Here is a 14,080-nt window from a genome sequence, read left to right as displayed (position 1 = left end):
GCGGCCGCCGACGCTGGCGTTCAGCCAGTACATGCCGGGCTGGGGCCAGGTGACGGAAACCTTGCCATCCTGATCGGCGGTGAGGTCCATCTGCCCCAGGCTGTCGCGATAGCGGATGCCGCCGGGAATGACCGTGACCTTGAGGCCGGCGGCGGGCTGGCCGTCGAGCAGGAACTGGAAGGTCGCGGCCTCGCCCGACACCAGGTCATTGGGATGGGTGACCGGGACCAGTTCAATGCCGTTGCCGGTGGGCTTGAAGATGGTCGTGGTGGGCGCGCCCAGGGTCACGAAGATTTCATTGCGGCTGGACGCTTCGGCGACCTGCACGTCCGTCGCGCCGGCGGGGACGGCGCTCGTCAGCTTGTCCTTGGTGGTGCCGCGCGGCAGCCGCTCACGCTTGCCGTTCAGCATGTAGCTGCCCATCATCCCGGTCGAGACATTGGCGATGCGATAGGTGCCCGGCTTGGTCAGATGCACGTCGAAGGTGGAGCGATACCGGCCGGTGGCGGCATTTTCAATCTTGCCTTCGGTGCCGTCCGGTTGCGTCACGGTGATATTGTCCGTCCGCATCGGGAAATGTTCGAAATAGAAAAGGTCGTTGGACACCGCGGCATCGACGGTAACCCAGCTTTCATCGCCCGACAGGGTCGTGGATGACGGCATCATCCATTGGCGGTGCGCCTGCGCCGCGCCCGAGAGCAACAGGGCGGCAAGAGCGCCCGCGATCATATGTCTGGCCTTCATGTTCAGTTTCCCCTTATTTACCGAAAGTCAGCGCCACCGCGCCCAGTTCGCTGCTGCCCTTCGCCCGGACCTGCGCACCCGGTTTGGGCGGCCAGGCGAAGGGGAGGCGAAGCACCTCGCGGCCGCCGACTTCGCGCGCGGCCTCGACGAAAAGCGTGTAGTTGCCGGGCGAAAGCTGGCCGAGCGGCCCCTTGCCGGCGGTGAAGGCGATCTTCTGCTCGCCGGGCGCGCGGGTTGCGCCCGTCACGCCGTCGGCGGGGAATTTCATCGCCCGGCCGGACGCGCGCCACCATTGGCGCACGTCGCGCAGCCATTTGGTGCCTTCGCCATTCTTCATGTCATAATCATACCAGACCGACAGGCTGCGGGGGGCGGCGCCCTCTTTCTCGATCCAGATCGCGACATAGGGACGGTGATATTCGGCGACCGACAGGCGCGGAATAGTGACGCTGAGGTTCAGCGTCTGGGCGCCTGCAGGCGCGGCGAGCGCGCCGGTTGCACCAAGCGCCGCCGTGCCGGTCAGCAGCAGACTGTGGCGGATCTGCATGTTTAGTCCCCCTTAATGGATGAAGATGATGGCAAGAACCGCCGGTATGGCGAGGCCGGCGGCGACCAGCGGCCAGGTGCTGGGCCGTTTTTTCGCATGAAGCTGAAGCAGCAGCAGACCGGTGAGCGCGAACAGGAAACAGGCGACCGCGAAAATATCGATGAACCATTTCCAGATGGCGCCGGAATTGCGGCCCTTATGCAGGTCATTGAGATAGCTGATCCAGCCACGACTGGTGCTTTCGCTGGTGACCTCGCCGCTTATCCTGTCGATTGCGACCCAGCCATCGCCGCCGGGGCGAGGCAGAGCGAGATAGACTTCGTCGGCGGACCATTCCGCCTCCCCCGCGCCGCTCTGACCGATTTCCTGTTCGACCCAGGCCGCGACCGGCACGGGCAGGGGTTTCTTCGTGTCGGCCGCATCGTCGGGGGCGATCTGTTTCAACAGGTCGGCGGGCAGGGTGCCGCTTTTTTCGACCGTCCGCGGGGCGCCCTCCACATCGGCGGCATGGTTGAGCGTGATGCCGGTGAAGGCGAAGAGCAGCAGGCCGATCAGGCTGATCGCGGAACTGACCCAATGCCAGGTATGAAGCTGCTTCAGCCAGAAAGCCTTGGCGTTCTTCTTCCTGGCGGTATGGATACGGGCGGTTCCGTGCATCGGGAAAGCAACTGGTCCTGCGAAAACTGAGGCCGTCCGCATAACGCGAACGACTCGCAATTGCAAACGAGTCGCAGAAAGAAAATTGTATCAAAATGTATGACGGACCGGATGTGCGGCGAACGTCCTGTATGGGACGGCGAGCGGTCGGCGCCGGACTTGACGGGCGCAGGCATCCCGCCTAGCCGCACGGACTGCCGGATAATATAGGTTAATCCATAGCGGAACGTCGCGGCAGAGAACAGGCCTGGTCTCCGAAGAGCGAGCGTGGCCGTGCTAGGGATAAAATATGCTGTTACCGGCCGTTGTCGCGGGAATGATGATGATGGGCGCTCGGGCGGAAGCCGATGCGCCGCTGCTGGCCATGGCTGCGGCTGATGAGGTCATGCAGGGGGATGAAGCGCCCGCTGGCGGATCGACGACGGGCGCTGCGCCGCCGGTGGTCGCCGAACCGACGCCGCCGCCTGCCGTGAACCCCGCCAATGCGTCCCCGACGGATGATGCGGTTCAGGACGAAACGGTCCAGGACATTGTCGTGACCGGCGAAAAGGGCGCGCCTCCGGGTGATCCGCTCGAGCAGCTCAACGCAAAGAGTTTCGAAGCGGTGCAGTCGGTGGACAAGGCCGTGGTGGAGCCAGTGGCGAAGGCCTATAATAAGGGGCTGCCACGGCCTGTGCGCACAGGGTTGCGCAACTTCTTTTCAAACCTGGGCGAGCCGGTGGTGTTCGCCGCCTATCTGCTTCAGTTGAAACCGGGGAAGGCGGCGGAGACGGCCGGGCGGTTCGGGGTCAATTCGACGCTCGGCTTCCTGGGACTGTTCGACGTGGCCAAGCGCAAGCCCTTCCATCTGCCGCACCGGAACAACGGGCTGGCCAATACGCTGGGCTATTATGGCGTCGGGCCGGGGCCTTATATGTATCTGCCGGTCGTCGGCCCCACGACGCTGCGCGATATTGTCGGCGATACGGTAGACAAGATGATCCTGCCGCTTTCCGTGGGCAAGCCGTTCAACAAGCCGGCCTATGTCATCCCCGCCACCTTGCTGAACCAGTTGGGTGAGCGCGCGGCGTTCGACGAGACGATCCAGGACCTTCGCAGCCAGGATGATCCCTATGCGGCTTATCGCGAACTTTATCTGAAACAGCGTCAGGCGGAGATCGACGCGCTGCACGGCCGGGCGCCCGCCGAGCCTGTGGTGCCGGTCTATGGACCGGGGATCAAGACGCCGGGCAAGGGTGACGTCAGGGGAACTGCGCCGCAGGCCGTGGCGCCGGACGCGGCAGCGCCGGAGACCGACTAGAGCCGGATGACCTTGCGCTCAATCGCCGTTGCCGGCGGCGCGGGTCGATCTGATTTCATCTGAAGCGTCGTTTCGGGCGGAGCGAGACGGGTTCTCGCTCCGCCCGAACGGCGGACTGGCCGATCAGCGCGCCAGCAGGCCGCGCGCCTGGCCAGCGATCTCCGCGAGCATGGCGACATTGGGCGTTGCCGCCGCCTTCGCGCGCTGGACGAGGGTGCGGAACTGGCGGATGCGCGCTCCCTTCGCCTTCAACCACTCCTCGACATGGGCGGCTATGTCCTTGCCCTTCCCCTGCGCGAGGAAATCTAGCCGCACTTGCTGCATGTCGCGGGCCACGCCCGAGATGAGCAGCCGTTCCCACGGATCGGAAGGCTCCATGCGCGCGGCGGTCGACTGGACCCAATCGATGCCGACCGCTTCGCCCAGATGGGTGAAGGCGCGGGTCAACGCCACTTCCTCCACCCCCATGCGCGCGGCCAGCGCGGCGATGCCGACAGCGCCGTCCAGCTTGAACAGGCCGGCGGCGCGCCGGGCCAGCGCTTCGGGGGCGCCAAGGCCAAGCAGCCGGTCCGTGACGCCACTGGTGCGCCGTTGCGCCTCGCTGGTCAGCAGGTCATCCACCTGCGCTGCGAGCTGGCCAACGCCGGCGGCCAGACGTTCATGCCCTTCGGCCGGCAGGGTGCCGGCGGGCAGCGCGCGCAAGATATCGGCGATCTGCGCGCGCATCCCGCTGGCGATGGTGGCGAACAGGCCCAGGCGCGCAGCTTCGCCCATCTCGGCCGCGTCAATGTCCCCCCACAGTTCGCGAATGCCATAGAGGCGCTCCGCGATGAGGAAGGCATTGGCGAGATCGGCAAGCGAGCAGCCTTCCTCCTCCGCAAGCTCGAACGGATGGATCAGGCCCAGCCGGTTGACGATCCGGTTGGCCACCTTTGTCGCGATGATTTCCTTGCGCAGCGCATGGGCAGCGATCGCGTCGGCTTCCTTTTCCTGCATGGCCGGCGGAAAGGCGGCCATTAATTCGCCGATCATGCTGTCGTCGCTGGCGAGTTCGCCATGTTCGATCGCGTCTTGCAACGCCAGCTTTGCGGTCGACAGAAGCACGGCCAGTTCGGGCCGCGTCAAGCCCTGCCCATCCTGCCCACGGCGCAGCAACTGGTCGTTGGCGGCCAGCCCTTCGACCTGGCGGTCCAGGCGACCGGTTTCCTCGAATGTCTCGATCAGGCGGACATAGCTGGCGAGATCCTCGCAGCCGCCTGCCTCTGCGATCGAGAGGCCGAGCGCCTGAAGCCGGTTATCCTCCAGCACCAGGTCGGACACCGCGTCCGTCATGCTTTCGAGCAGTGCGTTGCGGTTCTCGAAGGGCAGGCGGCCTTCGGCCATTTCCTTGTTCAGCGCGATCTTGATATTGACTTCATTGTCCGAGCAATCGACGCCCGCGCTATTGTCGATGAAGTCGGTGTTGATGCGCCCGCCCTTCAGCGAGAAGGCGATGCGGCCTGCCTGGGTGATGCCCAGATTCGCGCCTTCGCCCACGACCTGGATGCGCAATTGTTCGGCATTGATGCGGAGGCGGTCATTGGCCGGATCGCCGACATCGCCATGGCTCTGCGCGGCGGCCTTCACATAGGTGCCGATGCCACCGAACCAGAGCAGGTCGGCCGGCGCCTTCAGGATGGCGGAGATGAGGGCGCTGGGCTCCATCTCGGCATCGGTGACGTCGAGTATCGCCTGCATTTCAGGGGTAAGCGCAATGCGCTTGAGACTGCGTGAGAAGACGCCGCCGCCCTTCGAGATCAGGGCCTTGTCATAATCTTCCCAGATCGACCGGGGAAGCTGGAACAGGCGGTTGCGTTCGTCCCAGCTCTTGGCCGGATCAGGCGAGGGGTCGAAAAAGATATGGCGATGATCGAAAGCGGCGACCAGCTTGATCGCCTTGCTGAGCAACATGCCGTTGCCGAACACGTCGCCCGACATGTCGCCACAGCCCACGACGCTGATCGGCTCGCTCTGCACGTCGACGCCCATTTCGGCGAAATGACGCTGTACCGAGATCCAGGCGCCCCGCGCGGTGATGCCCATCGCCTTATGGTCATAGCCGTTGGAGCCGCCGCTGGCGAAGGCGTCGCCCAGCCAGAAGTCGCGGTCCTGCGCGATGGCGTTGGCGACGTCGCTGAAGGTCGCGGTGCCCTTGTCGGCGGCGACCACGAAATAGGGGTCATCGCCGTCGCGCACGACGACTTCTTCCGGGTGCCTGACCTTGCCCTTGACGATATTGTCGGTGACGGACAGCAGCGCCCGGATGAAGATGCGATAGCTTTCCGTGCCTTCGGCCAGCCAGGCATCGCGATCGGCCTGGGGATTGGGAAGCTGTTTGGGGTAGAATCCGCCCTTCGCGCCGGTTGGCACGATGACGGCGTTCTTGACCCGCTGCGCCTTCATGAGGCCCAGGATTTCCGTGCGGAAATCGTCACGCCGGTCAGACCAGCGCAGCCCGCCGCGCGCGACCGGGCCGGCGCGCAGGTGGATGCCTTCGACCCGGGGGCTGTAGACCCAGATTTCGCGCCAGGGGAGCGGGGCGGGCAAACCGGGAATCTGGGCGCTGTCGAGCTTGAAGGCCAGCGCCTCGGCAGCGGCGCGGCCAAAGAAATTGGTGCGCAGCGTGGCGCCGATCACGGCGCGAAGCAGGCGGAGCACACGATCCTCGTCGATCGCGGTCACCTTTTCCAGCCCGGCGTCAATGGCGGCCTCGGCCGCGGCGATGCGGTTTGCGGCGTCATCCTGCGCGGCAGGATCGTGCAATGCTTCGAACAGAGCGACGAGGTTCGCCGTCACGTCCTGCGCGCGGCGCAGCGTTTCTGCGAAGGTCGCCATGCCGTAAGCGACGCCGGTCTGGCGCAGATAGCGGTAGAGCGCGCGGAACAGCACGACCGCGCGGGGCGACAGGCCGGCGGTGACGATCAGTTCGTTGAACCGGTCGTTTTCGGCGACGCCTTCCAGAACCTGGGCAATGGCCTCGGTCACTACTTCGGCGCGATCGACCACTGGCTGGGCATTGTCGCCCGCAGGCAGTTCCAGCACGAAGCGCTGAACATGACCCAGCGTCCCGCCGTCAATCGGGGTCGTCATCTCCTCAATCACGCGGAAGCCGAAATTTTCGAACGCGGGCACGACTTGCGAAAGCGCCGTCGTGTCATGGCTATACAGCTTGAGCCGAAGCCGTTCGTTGCAATCTTCCGGGTTGCGATAGATGCGGATCGACTTGTCGCCCGGCCCGGACAGTCCGTGGACCAGCCGGATGTCAATGGCGGCCTCGACCGGCCCGGCGCCGTTGCGATAGGCCAGCGGGAAGCCGGGGGCAAAGCGCTGCGCCAGTGCGGCGGCGCGGCCTCCGTCCTCGGTTTCGGCCAGCGCCTCTTCGACGGCGGGCACCCAGCCGCGCACCATCTGCTGCAACTGGCGGTCGAGCGCGATGGCGTCGGGCACGACGCCGCCTTCGCGCAGGTCGAGGGTGATGCGGAGCAGCGCGAGGCCGCCTTCCTCCAGTGCGATCGACCAACTGAGCACCGGGCCTTTCGCAGCCTTGGCCAGCATATCCTGAACGGCCGTCCGGCGGGCGGTCGACAGTTCGTCGCGGGGCAACCAGACGAAGGCGTAAAGATGGCGGGCGAGCGCGCTGGTGGCGAGCGCCAGCTTGGGGCGGGGGCGATCGGTCAGCGACATGAAAGTCAGCGCCAATCGCTCCAGCGTCTCGCGATCGAAGCCGATCGTGATGTCATGGGGCAGCGAGGTCAGCGCATGGGACAGCGTCTTGCCCGCGTGGCCCAACGGATCGAATCCGAATTTGTCCATCAGGGTCGACAGCGCCGAACGCAGCAGAGGCACCTTGTCCGGCGTGGCGGCAAGGCCCGAACTGGTCCACATGCCGGCGTGGATCGACAGCGCCGTGACATCCTTCCCCGAACGGACGGGAATGATGACGAGGTCAAGCAGCACATGGCGATGCACGCGCGACAGGCGGCTGGACTTGATGATCAGCGGGGTGCGCTTGCCTTCTTCGAACCAGGTGAAGGCGGCCTCCAGCGAGGCGGGCGCGATCAGCGCGCGTTCGTGGCGGGTGCAGATGCCGAGCGCCGCGCTGCTGCTGCCGTCGCGGCTGACGATTTCATGCCCGGTCTGGGTGAAATGACGTGCGAGGAACCAGCGCAGCAGCGCCGCGCCTTCCTCATCGGGGACGGCATCGGCATCGGCGGCCATGGCGGATTGCATCTGCGCCCAGTCGGCCACCGCGGCGCGGACGTCCGCCAGCGTTTCGGCGAGCGACCTTTCCAATGCGCGGCGGGCCTTTGCATCGGCCCGATCCGCTTCGATGTAGATCATCGATTCGCGGCGCGCGCCGGGTGCTTCGTCGTCCAATATGGCGGTCAGTGCGCCGCTGGCGTCGCGCTCGACCGACAGGACGGGATGGAGCAGGCGATGAATGGTGATGTCCGCGCCCGCGAGCGCGTTGGCGATCGAATCGACCAGGAAAGGCATGTCGTCATTCACGATGGCGAGCCGCATGAAACGGCCGGTGGCGCCTTCGCCGAGCGTTTCGATCGCGATCGCGGCTTCGCCGGACCGGCGCCCATTGGCGGTGCGGCCGAGGAAGCCGGCGGCGGCGGCAAGCGCGGCCTGATCCAGTCCTTCTCTTTCGCCCGGCAGCGCGCCCCTGCTCAGCGCGCCTTGCAACGCCTCCCGGATGCTCGTGTCGACTTCCTTATTCTTCGCTTCAGCCAGCGCCGTCATTCGCTCACCTCTCAACAGCGGTTTGGTCCGCTTTCAACAGAACGGAGGAGGCGCTGGATCGCCGCCATGCGACTCCTCGGCTCGGGAGCGCTTATATGCGCCTGGCCGCTGAACGGCTCAAGTCTGGCAAGAAATAAAATTTCTATGAATTGAAACAATATGACGACGCACGCCGCCCCGCGCGGCGTGCGCGAGGAAGGTGAAGCCGCGCCTGTATCGCGCGGAGATCGCCACATGTCGAGGGTCCGCGCGACGGGTGGAGAAGCAGATCAGGGCGCAGGCGCCGTGTCGCACGGCGGGAAATGCCGCGCAGGCGTCATCAACGCGCGGCGGCGACGATGACGCGCTGGCCCAGATCCGATCCTTCTGGAAGCGCGGCGACAATCGAGAGGCTGCCATCATCCTCGCGTCGGGCGATGACGACGGCCAGGCCGTCCGCATCGGTCGTGACCGCTGCCATGTCCATGGCGACAGCAGCCCTGATCGTGTTGCGCGCGGTCTGGCGGCGATCGGGGCGGGTGGGCAGCGCGGCGCGGCGCTTGGCGCGTTCGTCGCGAACCACCGCCTTGAGGCCGCCGACATAGGTCGCCAGATATTCGGCAAGCATCCCCACGCCCAGTTCCGCCGCCAGCGCATGATCGAGCGCGGTCGCATATTCGGTGATGCGGGTTTTGTCATAGGTCGCGCCGAACACGAGCTTGATGACCGCCGTCATCGGACTGCGTGCCTGCGCCTTGATACCATAGTCGGCGAGCAGTTCGGCATAGTCGTCGGGACGCGCGCGCGCGACGAGCGAGAAATCATAAGCGAGGCTGACCGCGCGATAGAGCGCCGCATGGCTGCGCGCCTCGCTGATGCGGACGCGGGCGGCCCCGTCGCGGGCCAGCGCGAGCCAGTCGGCAAGCGAGGCGTCGTCCGTAGGACATTCCATGCCGGCAAGGTCGAGCGTGTCATCCTCATCATCGTCCAGGTCGGCATAGCTGTTCGCCGTGGCGGACATGGCATTGTTCACGCCGTCGCTGGCGGGGCCATCCGCCCAGATCGGCGTGACGGGACGCGCCGCGGGCGCGCTGCGCAGCGCATCATCGACTTCCTGCTCCAGGCCATGAAGCACCTCGTCGCTCACCAGTTCCTTCCAGTTGATGACGCCGAACACGAAGTCGATCGTCTCGCCGTCCGAGGAAAAGGGCATCAGTATGCCGCGATAGAGGATTTGCGCCTCGCGCTGGTTGATGAATTCGGCTTCGAAGCCGATTGGCGCGGCATTGGCGATGATCTGGAGATAATGATCCGTAAGCCGCGACAGCAGCGACCGGGCCGGGACATCGTTGATATAGTCGATCATGCCCTCGATCGCGCATTCCTGACGCAGCGCCGAGCCAAGATAGACGATCGCTGGATTGTCCAGTCCGGTGCTGAAATCGAGCAGCACGCTGTAGGGACCGAAATCCTCAAGCTGATCGGGGGCCAGATCCTCGATTGAGGGCAGGGCGCGGTCGCCCAGCAGGGATGCCCAGTAATTATAGGCGCGCACCTGCATCCGGCGCTCGTCCGATCCGACAGCGTGGGGCGTTTCGATCGCGGCATCGTCGCCATTATCGAAATCGTCCTGGTCGTTGGCGACTTCGTGCCCCCGCAGAGTGTCCATCCAGTCGGTTCCTACATTCGTGCAAAGCGTTGCTCGGGACTCGACATTGGCATGGGATGGTAAAGAGGGCGTAAAGACGCGATGGGAGAAAAGCACGGCCGGTGTAATTTGCCGGCTTGTCCTATCGCCCAACCGCTGTTATCTGCCGGCGCCAACGCCGCAGTAGCTCAGTTGGCAGGGCGCGACATTCATAGTCGGGTAATCCCGCTGGAATGCCGAGTAAAACCAACGGGCTGCGCGTCGGAGAAGACGTTAGTACGGTTCCAAGCCGCCTTAGCTCAGTTGGTAGAGCATCGCATTCGTAATGCGGGGGTCACAGGTTCGAGTCCTGTAGGCGGCACCAGAACTGCCCTTTTCGCGGGGCCTGAAGCCGAAAAACCCCTGAAAACTGGTATGTTTGCGCATCTGCTTTCCGGTGCCATAAGCGGCTTTCCACCCCTGTCCGGGTGATTTTGGCGCCTCGAATGGCGGGCCTTTTTGACATTTTTGAGTCGAAGCCTCCAGGTGCTTACAACGGTTCAGATCAATGCCCTCAAATTTAGGCAAAGCCTGACAAGGGCGCTTTCTGAGACCCCAGCCTTCGCGGGAGCACCGTTGTTGTAATTCGCTGCAAATTGAAATCTGACATATTGCGCACCCACTCGGGTTTTCGATTGCCTCACATTAATCTGATCCTGAGAGATTCTGTCTCAATGAATTAAAAGCCAGTCATGCGAGACGCCGTCACTGGCAGTCGAATCTATCTCACATGGGTAGGGGCGTATGAGAGACCATTCAGCAAGGTGCATTACTGAACCTGTGGGCAATGTTGTCAGGAGTGGACGCTATCACAATGGTATACGCCAGAGGTTTGGATTTTGGCATCACTGCTGCTTCGTTCCATTGCGGCGATGATAATTCAGCGCAAAGTGAAATTAGCGAAGCCGAGAAGAAATCATTATTATTGCAGCGACAATAATACTAGATATCAGTGCCTCTGATACAACGTAGTAATCAAAATCCATACCTCTTATCTTCACAGATGTGACGAGGCTTATTATTACGACCGCTATGAATATTATGACCCCCGCGATTTTTGGGTTGTTTAATTTGGACATGAGCCGTCCGCCTTGCGCTTGAGATGTTCGATTTGCAATCCGACTAGGGCTGCCTTTTCCTTGTAGTATCCGCCAATTACGTTTGCGCCGCCCTTTGTAGCGGCCCATACGCCCGCACCAGTGTACGGGCCGCCACCCAATACAGTTGCAAGGCCCGCGGCGAGATCACTAACCACATAGCCTAGCCCCCAATCGGCATCAAAAGCACTATCTAAGTAGGTAAGTTCGAAGAATTTGAGGGACGCCGGATCGTTCCAAACACTCTCTCTAGTAATCCGAAGAGGCAAAGACTTACGAGCGTTTTCAGCTGCAACACGCACATCGCGGCATATTGGAGGCTCGTCATTTTACGGCGAATGCTACCGGCGCCGTTTGTATTCAATGAATGCGAAAAACCCACCCAAGAAGAAGATCGTCGAAAACATGACGAACGGATTAATGACATCCATCCAATATGCTACAATCATGACTGCGCACAAAAATAAAGTCCATTTCTTCAATGGACGATAGCGTGAACTCATCATTGGCATAATCCGGGTGTTCTGTAGCTCAGACCTCCGTCGAATCCGGCCACGGCATATGCACCTTCAAAAAATCCAACTTTTGGGCCTGCGGAGATTGCACCTGACGTGCCCGCTGCTGGATTGCCACTGGCAGTAAGAGGATGAGCCTGAAGGGAACCTGAAACAGCAGCCGGTCCTACGCCGAAGCTACCGCGAGCACCAATCCCAAGTCCAGCGTTGAAGCCATGACCGGTTGAGCCTCCATTATCAACGCCTCCTCCTACTCCAGCAAAGGCTGCGATGCCAGCCCCCCAATGGGCGGAAACCGGCGCCTTTTTTTTCGGGCTTATGCAGGGGCCTTTGCATCCATTGGTATGATTATTGCGCCTGTTAAGGATGATAGTATCGCTTCATCAGTCTTGTAGACTTTTCAAAACGCCATGGGTTGAACGGAGCGCCGGCTCAGAGGCGTCGCGCGATCGCGCCCGCTGCCCAGCCCATGCCGACGGCCAGCGCGATGGCGGTAAGGCCATAGAAAAACGACCATTGTTCAGCCGCTACCGCCATGAATTGCTCGAAACCCGATTTGCGCACGCTGATGTCGCGCACGGCGGCCGCGACGACGCGCCCATCCTGCACCAGAAATGTTTCGGCGGTATAGTCGCCGACAATAACGCGCGCCGAAAGCGGCAGGCGTGCTCGATAAAGGACGCCGTCGGTGATCTCCACCGTGCCCTGGCGTTGCACGAACAGGCCGGTGCGGTCGCGCAGGTCGACAAGTCCCGCCTGAAAACGGTCGAGTTCCGCGCTTTCGTTCAGCGACGAAGGCGAAAGTTGCAGCTTGTCGACGCCCAGTTCGTAGATGGCGGCGGTGCGTTCGTCGACGATCTGTGCGATCGGGCGGGACGACGCCATGGCGTAGAAGCTGGGCGCGGACTCGAAGCGGGCGCTGTCGGCGTTCACCCAGATGCCGGCGACTTTCTGCTTTTCGCGCATCTGGATCGACTGGTCGGGGCCTTTGAGGACGACGACGATGTCCGCCGGCTTGTCCGGCCGCACGCCACCGGGATAGACGATCGCGCCGAACAGAAGCAGGTCCGCGCCTGTGAAGCTATACTGGATTGCGATTTCGCGCTGCGAGACGTCCGGCACCAGTTGCGGCTCGTCCGCCGCGCTGAGCAGCAGGGCGGCCACGATCAGGGCAAGAGGCCGGCGCATCGGTCAGCGCACCTCGATCGTGTAAATCTCGTCCGGTCGCCAGCCCAGGCCCAGGGCCATGCGGCCCGCGACCAGCAGCACGATGGCAGCGAGCAGGACGCGCAGATATTCGGGCCGCAATGTCATGGAAATACGGGTGCCGATCTGTGCGCCGGTGACGCTGCCGATCAGCAGGAGCATGGCGAGGACGAGATCCACCGCCTTGGTCGTCATGGCGTGCATCATCGTGGTTGCCATCGTCACGAACAGGATCTGGAACAGGGACGTGCCGACCACCGACTGGGTCGCCATGCCGAGCAGATACAGCATCGCGGGCACCAGGATGAAACCGCCGCCCACGCCCAGCAACATGGTGAGGATGCCGGTTGCCATGCCCAGCAGCAGAGGCGCGAGCGGCGAGATGTAGAGGCCCGAGCGATAGAAGCGCCAACGCATCGGCAGCGCAGCGACCAGCGGATGATGGCGACGTTTGCGTGCTTGCGGCTTGCGCCCCGTCTTGAGCGCGATCAGTGCCTGGATCGATTCCTTGGCCATCAAACCGCCGATGCCGCCCAGCATCAGCACGTAGAGGATGCCGATGACCGTATCGATCTGACCCAGGCTTTGCAGCAGGCGAAAGATGAAGACGCCCATGCCCGCGCCGACGATGCCGCCCGCGATCAGCACGCCGCCCATGCGGAAATCGACCGTGCCGCGCGCCATATGCGTGACAACGCCCGATACGCTGGCGCCGGTGACCTGCGATGCGGCGGAGGCGGCGGCGACCGTGGGCGGGATACCGTAGAATATCAGCAGCGGCGTGGTCAAAAAGCCGCCGCCCACGCCGAACATGCCCGAAAGCAGGCCGACCAGCCCCCCCAGACCGATAATGACCAGTGCGTTCACCGACAGATTGGCGATGGGGAGGTAAAGATCCATGGCTTGTCAGGGCCTAATCGTAAAGCGGGGCGATATAAAGGCTGCTTGAGCGTTGCAGCTCAAAAATCCGCGGCCAAAGTGATGGCGAGGCCCGACATCGGCGCCGCGTCCCCGGCGATGCGTTCGCGTCATTCGATCGAGAGACGCGCGGCCGTGCGGGGGAGCGGCAGGCGGACCTGCACCTCCGGCCCGATGTCGAGCCGCCCGGCGCCGGGCTGGGCGCCTCCGGATACCGTCGCTCCCACCCGCATCGGCGTGCCGTCGATGGGCTTGAGCAGCGCCAGCTTTCCATCAATGAAGGCATCGCGTTGGCGAAATCCGACAATGCCCGTCTGGGCATAGCCCTCCGCCTGGAGTTTCGGGGCCACCTCCACCGGGCCGAAACCGCCGGCGATGACCATGGCCATGGCGTCGCGCGCGCCATCGTCCAGCGCGATTCGGCGTTCGATGCCAAGGCTGACCGGCACGCCGGACAGAGGACGAACCGCCATGCCCGCGGCGGCTTCGGGCGCGGCCGGACTTTGCAACGCCCGTGTGACTCGGCCATAGAGTGTGGGTCGAAAGGGCGACTGCGGGGCCAGCGCATAGTCGATCCGTAATCCCGCCTGCGATCCGCCGAGCCGCCCCACCGTCGCGACGTCCGCCGGTTGGGTATCGCCT

At 63.5% G+C, this 14,080-nt stretch carries 9 protein-coding genes and 1 tRNA gene; 2 read left to right on the top strand and 8 right to left on the bottom strand.

What is annotated here, in order from left to right:
* The 3 genes from C100_RS26680 to C100_RS26670 all read right to left on the bottom strand — a co-directional run.
* On the bottom strand, positions 1-744 hold a 744-nt coding region (locus C100_RS26680; RefSeq protein WP_024018070.1), incomplete at its 3' end, for a DUF4198 domain-containing protein.
* Between the two features lie 13 nt (positions 745-757).
* The gene (locus tag C100_RS26675) at positions 758-1,291 is read right to left on the bottom strand and encodes a DUF2271 domain-containing protein (protein WP_024018069.1); all 534 of its coding nucleotides are present in this window, start codon (positions 1,289-1,291) and stop codon (positions 758-760) included.
* Between the two features lie 12 nt (positions 1,292-1,303).
* Entirely contained in the window at positions 1,304-1,948 is a 645-nt protein-coding gene (locus tag C100_RS26670; RefSeq protein ID WP_024018068.1) for a PepSY-associated TM helix domain-containing protein, read from the bottom strand.
* Positions 1,949-2,237: 289 nt separating this feature from the next.
* On the opposite strand from C100_RS26670, the gene C100_RS26665 reads away from it, so the two are divergent.
* Positions 2,238-3,248, top strand: a complete 1,011-nt coding sequence (locus tag C100_RS26665; RefSeq protein ID WP_024018067.1) for an MlaA family lipoprotein — start codon at positions 2,238-2,240, stop codon at positions 3,246-3,248.
* A 123-nt stretch (positions 3,249-3,371) separates the two neighbouring features.
* Here C100_RS26665 and C100_RS26660 read toward each other — a convergent pair whose 3' ends face one another.
* Positions 3,372-8,036 carry an NAD-glutamate dehydrogenase gene (locus C100_RS26660; RefSeq protein WP_024018066.1) on the bottom strand — a complete coding sequence of 1,555 codons (4,665 nt, stop codon included), beginning with the start codon at positions 8,034-8,036 and terminating at the stop codon, positions 3,372-3,374.
* Positions 8,037-8,355: 319 nt separating this feature from the next.
* Complete coding sequence (locus C100_RS26655) at positions 8,356-9,684, bottom strand: PAS domain-containing protein (RefSeq protein WP_024018065.1); 1,329 nt, start codon at positions 9,682-9,684, stop codon at positions 8,356-8,358.
* A 267-nt stretch (positions 9,685-9,951) separates the two neighbouring features.
* Here C100_RS26655 and C100_RS26650 point away from each other — a divergent pair.
* Positions 9,952-10,027, top strand: a tRNA-Thr gene (locus tag C100_RS26650).
* Positions 10,028-11,746: 1,719 nt separating this feature from the next.
* Here C100_RS26650 and C100_RS26645 read toward each other — a convergent pair.
* The 3 genes from C100_RS26645 to C100_RS48505 all read right to left on the bottom strand — a co-directional run.
* A complete protein-coding gene (locus C100_RS26645; protein WP_024018063.1) occupies positions 11,747-12,502 on the bottom strand; it encodes a TIGR02186 family protein in 756 nt (251 codons plus the stop codon).
* 3 nt (positions 12,503-12,505) lie between these two features.
* Complete coding sequence (locus C100_RS26640; RefSeq protein ID WP_024018062.1) at positions 12,506-13,420, bottom strand: sulfite exporter TauE/SafE family protein; 915 nt, start codon at positions 13,418-13,420, stop codon at positions 12,506-12,508.
* Positions 13,421-13,548: 128 nt separating this feature from the next.
* Positions 13,549-14,080 (bottom strand): hypothetical protein (locus tag C100_RS48505; RefSeq protein WP_052028207.1); only part of this gene is annotated, 532 nt, incomplete at its 5' end.

Source organism: Sphingobium sp. C100 (assembly GCF_000508185.1).
Classification (GTDB): Bacteria; Pseudomonadota; Alphaproteobacteria; order Sphingomonadales; family Sphingomonadaceae; genus Sphingobium.
The sequence above is the reverse complement of the archived record's forward strand: the minus strand, read 5'-3'. Positions and strand labels throughout refer to the sequence as shown.

Coding starts and splice junctions, on each gene's coding strand:
- C100_RS26665 (WP_024018067.1), top strand. CDS start 2,238: ATGCTGTTACCGGCCGTTGTCGCGGGAATGATGATGATGGGCGCTCGG.
- C100_RS26645 (WP_024018063.1), bottom strand. CDS start 12,502: ATGCGCCGGCCTCTTGCCCTGATCGTGGCCGCCCTGCTGCTCAGCGCG.
- C100_RS26675 (WP_024018069.1), bottom strand. CDS start 1,291: ATGCAGATCCGCCACAGTCTGCTGCTGACCGGCACGGCGGCGCTTGGT.
- C100_RS26670 (WP_024018068.1), bottom strand. CDS start 1,948: ATGCACGGAACCGCCCGTATCCATACCGCCAGGAAGAAGAACGCCAAG.
- C100_RS26660 (WP_024018066.1), bottom strand. CDS start 8,036: ATGACGGCGCTGGCTGAAGCGAAGAATAAGGAAGTCGACACGAGCATC.
- C100_RS26655 (WP_024018065.1), bottom strand. CDS start 9,684: ATGGACACTCTGCGGGGGCACGAAGTCGCCAACGACCAGGACGATTTC.
- C100_RS26640 (WP_024018062.1), bottom strand. CDS start 13,420: ATGGATCTTTACCTCCCCATCGCCAATCTGTCGGTGAACGCACTGGTC.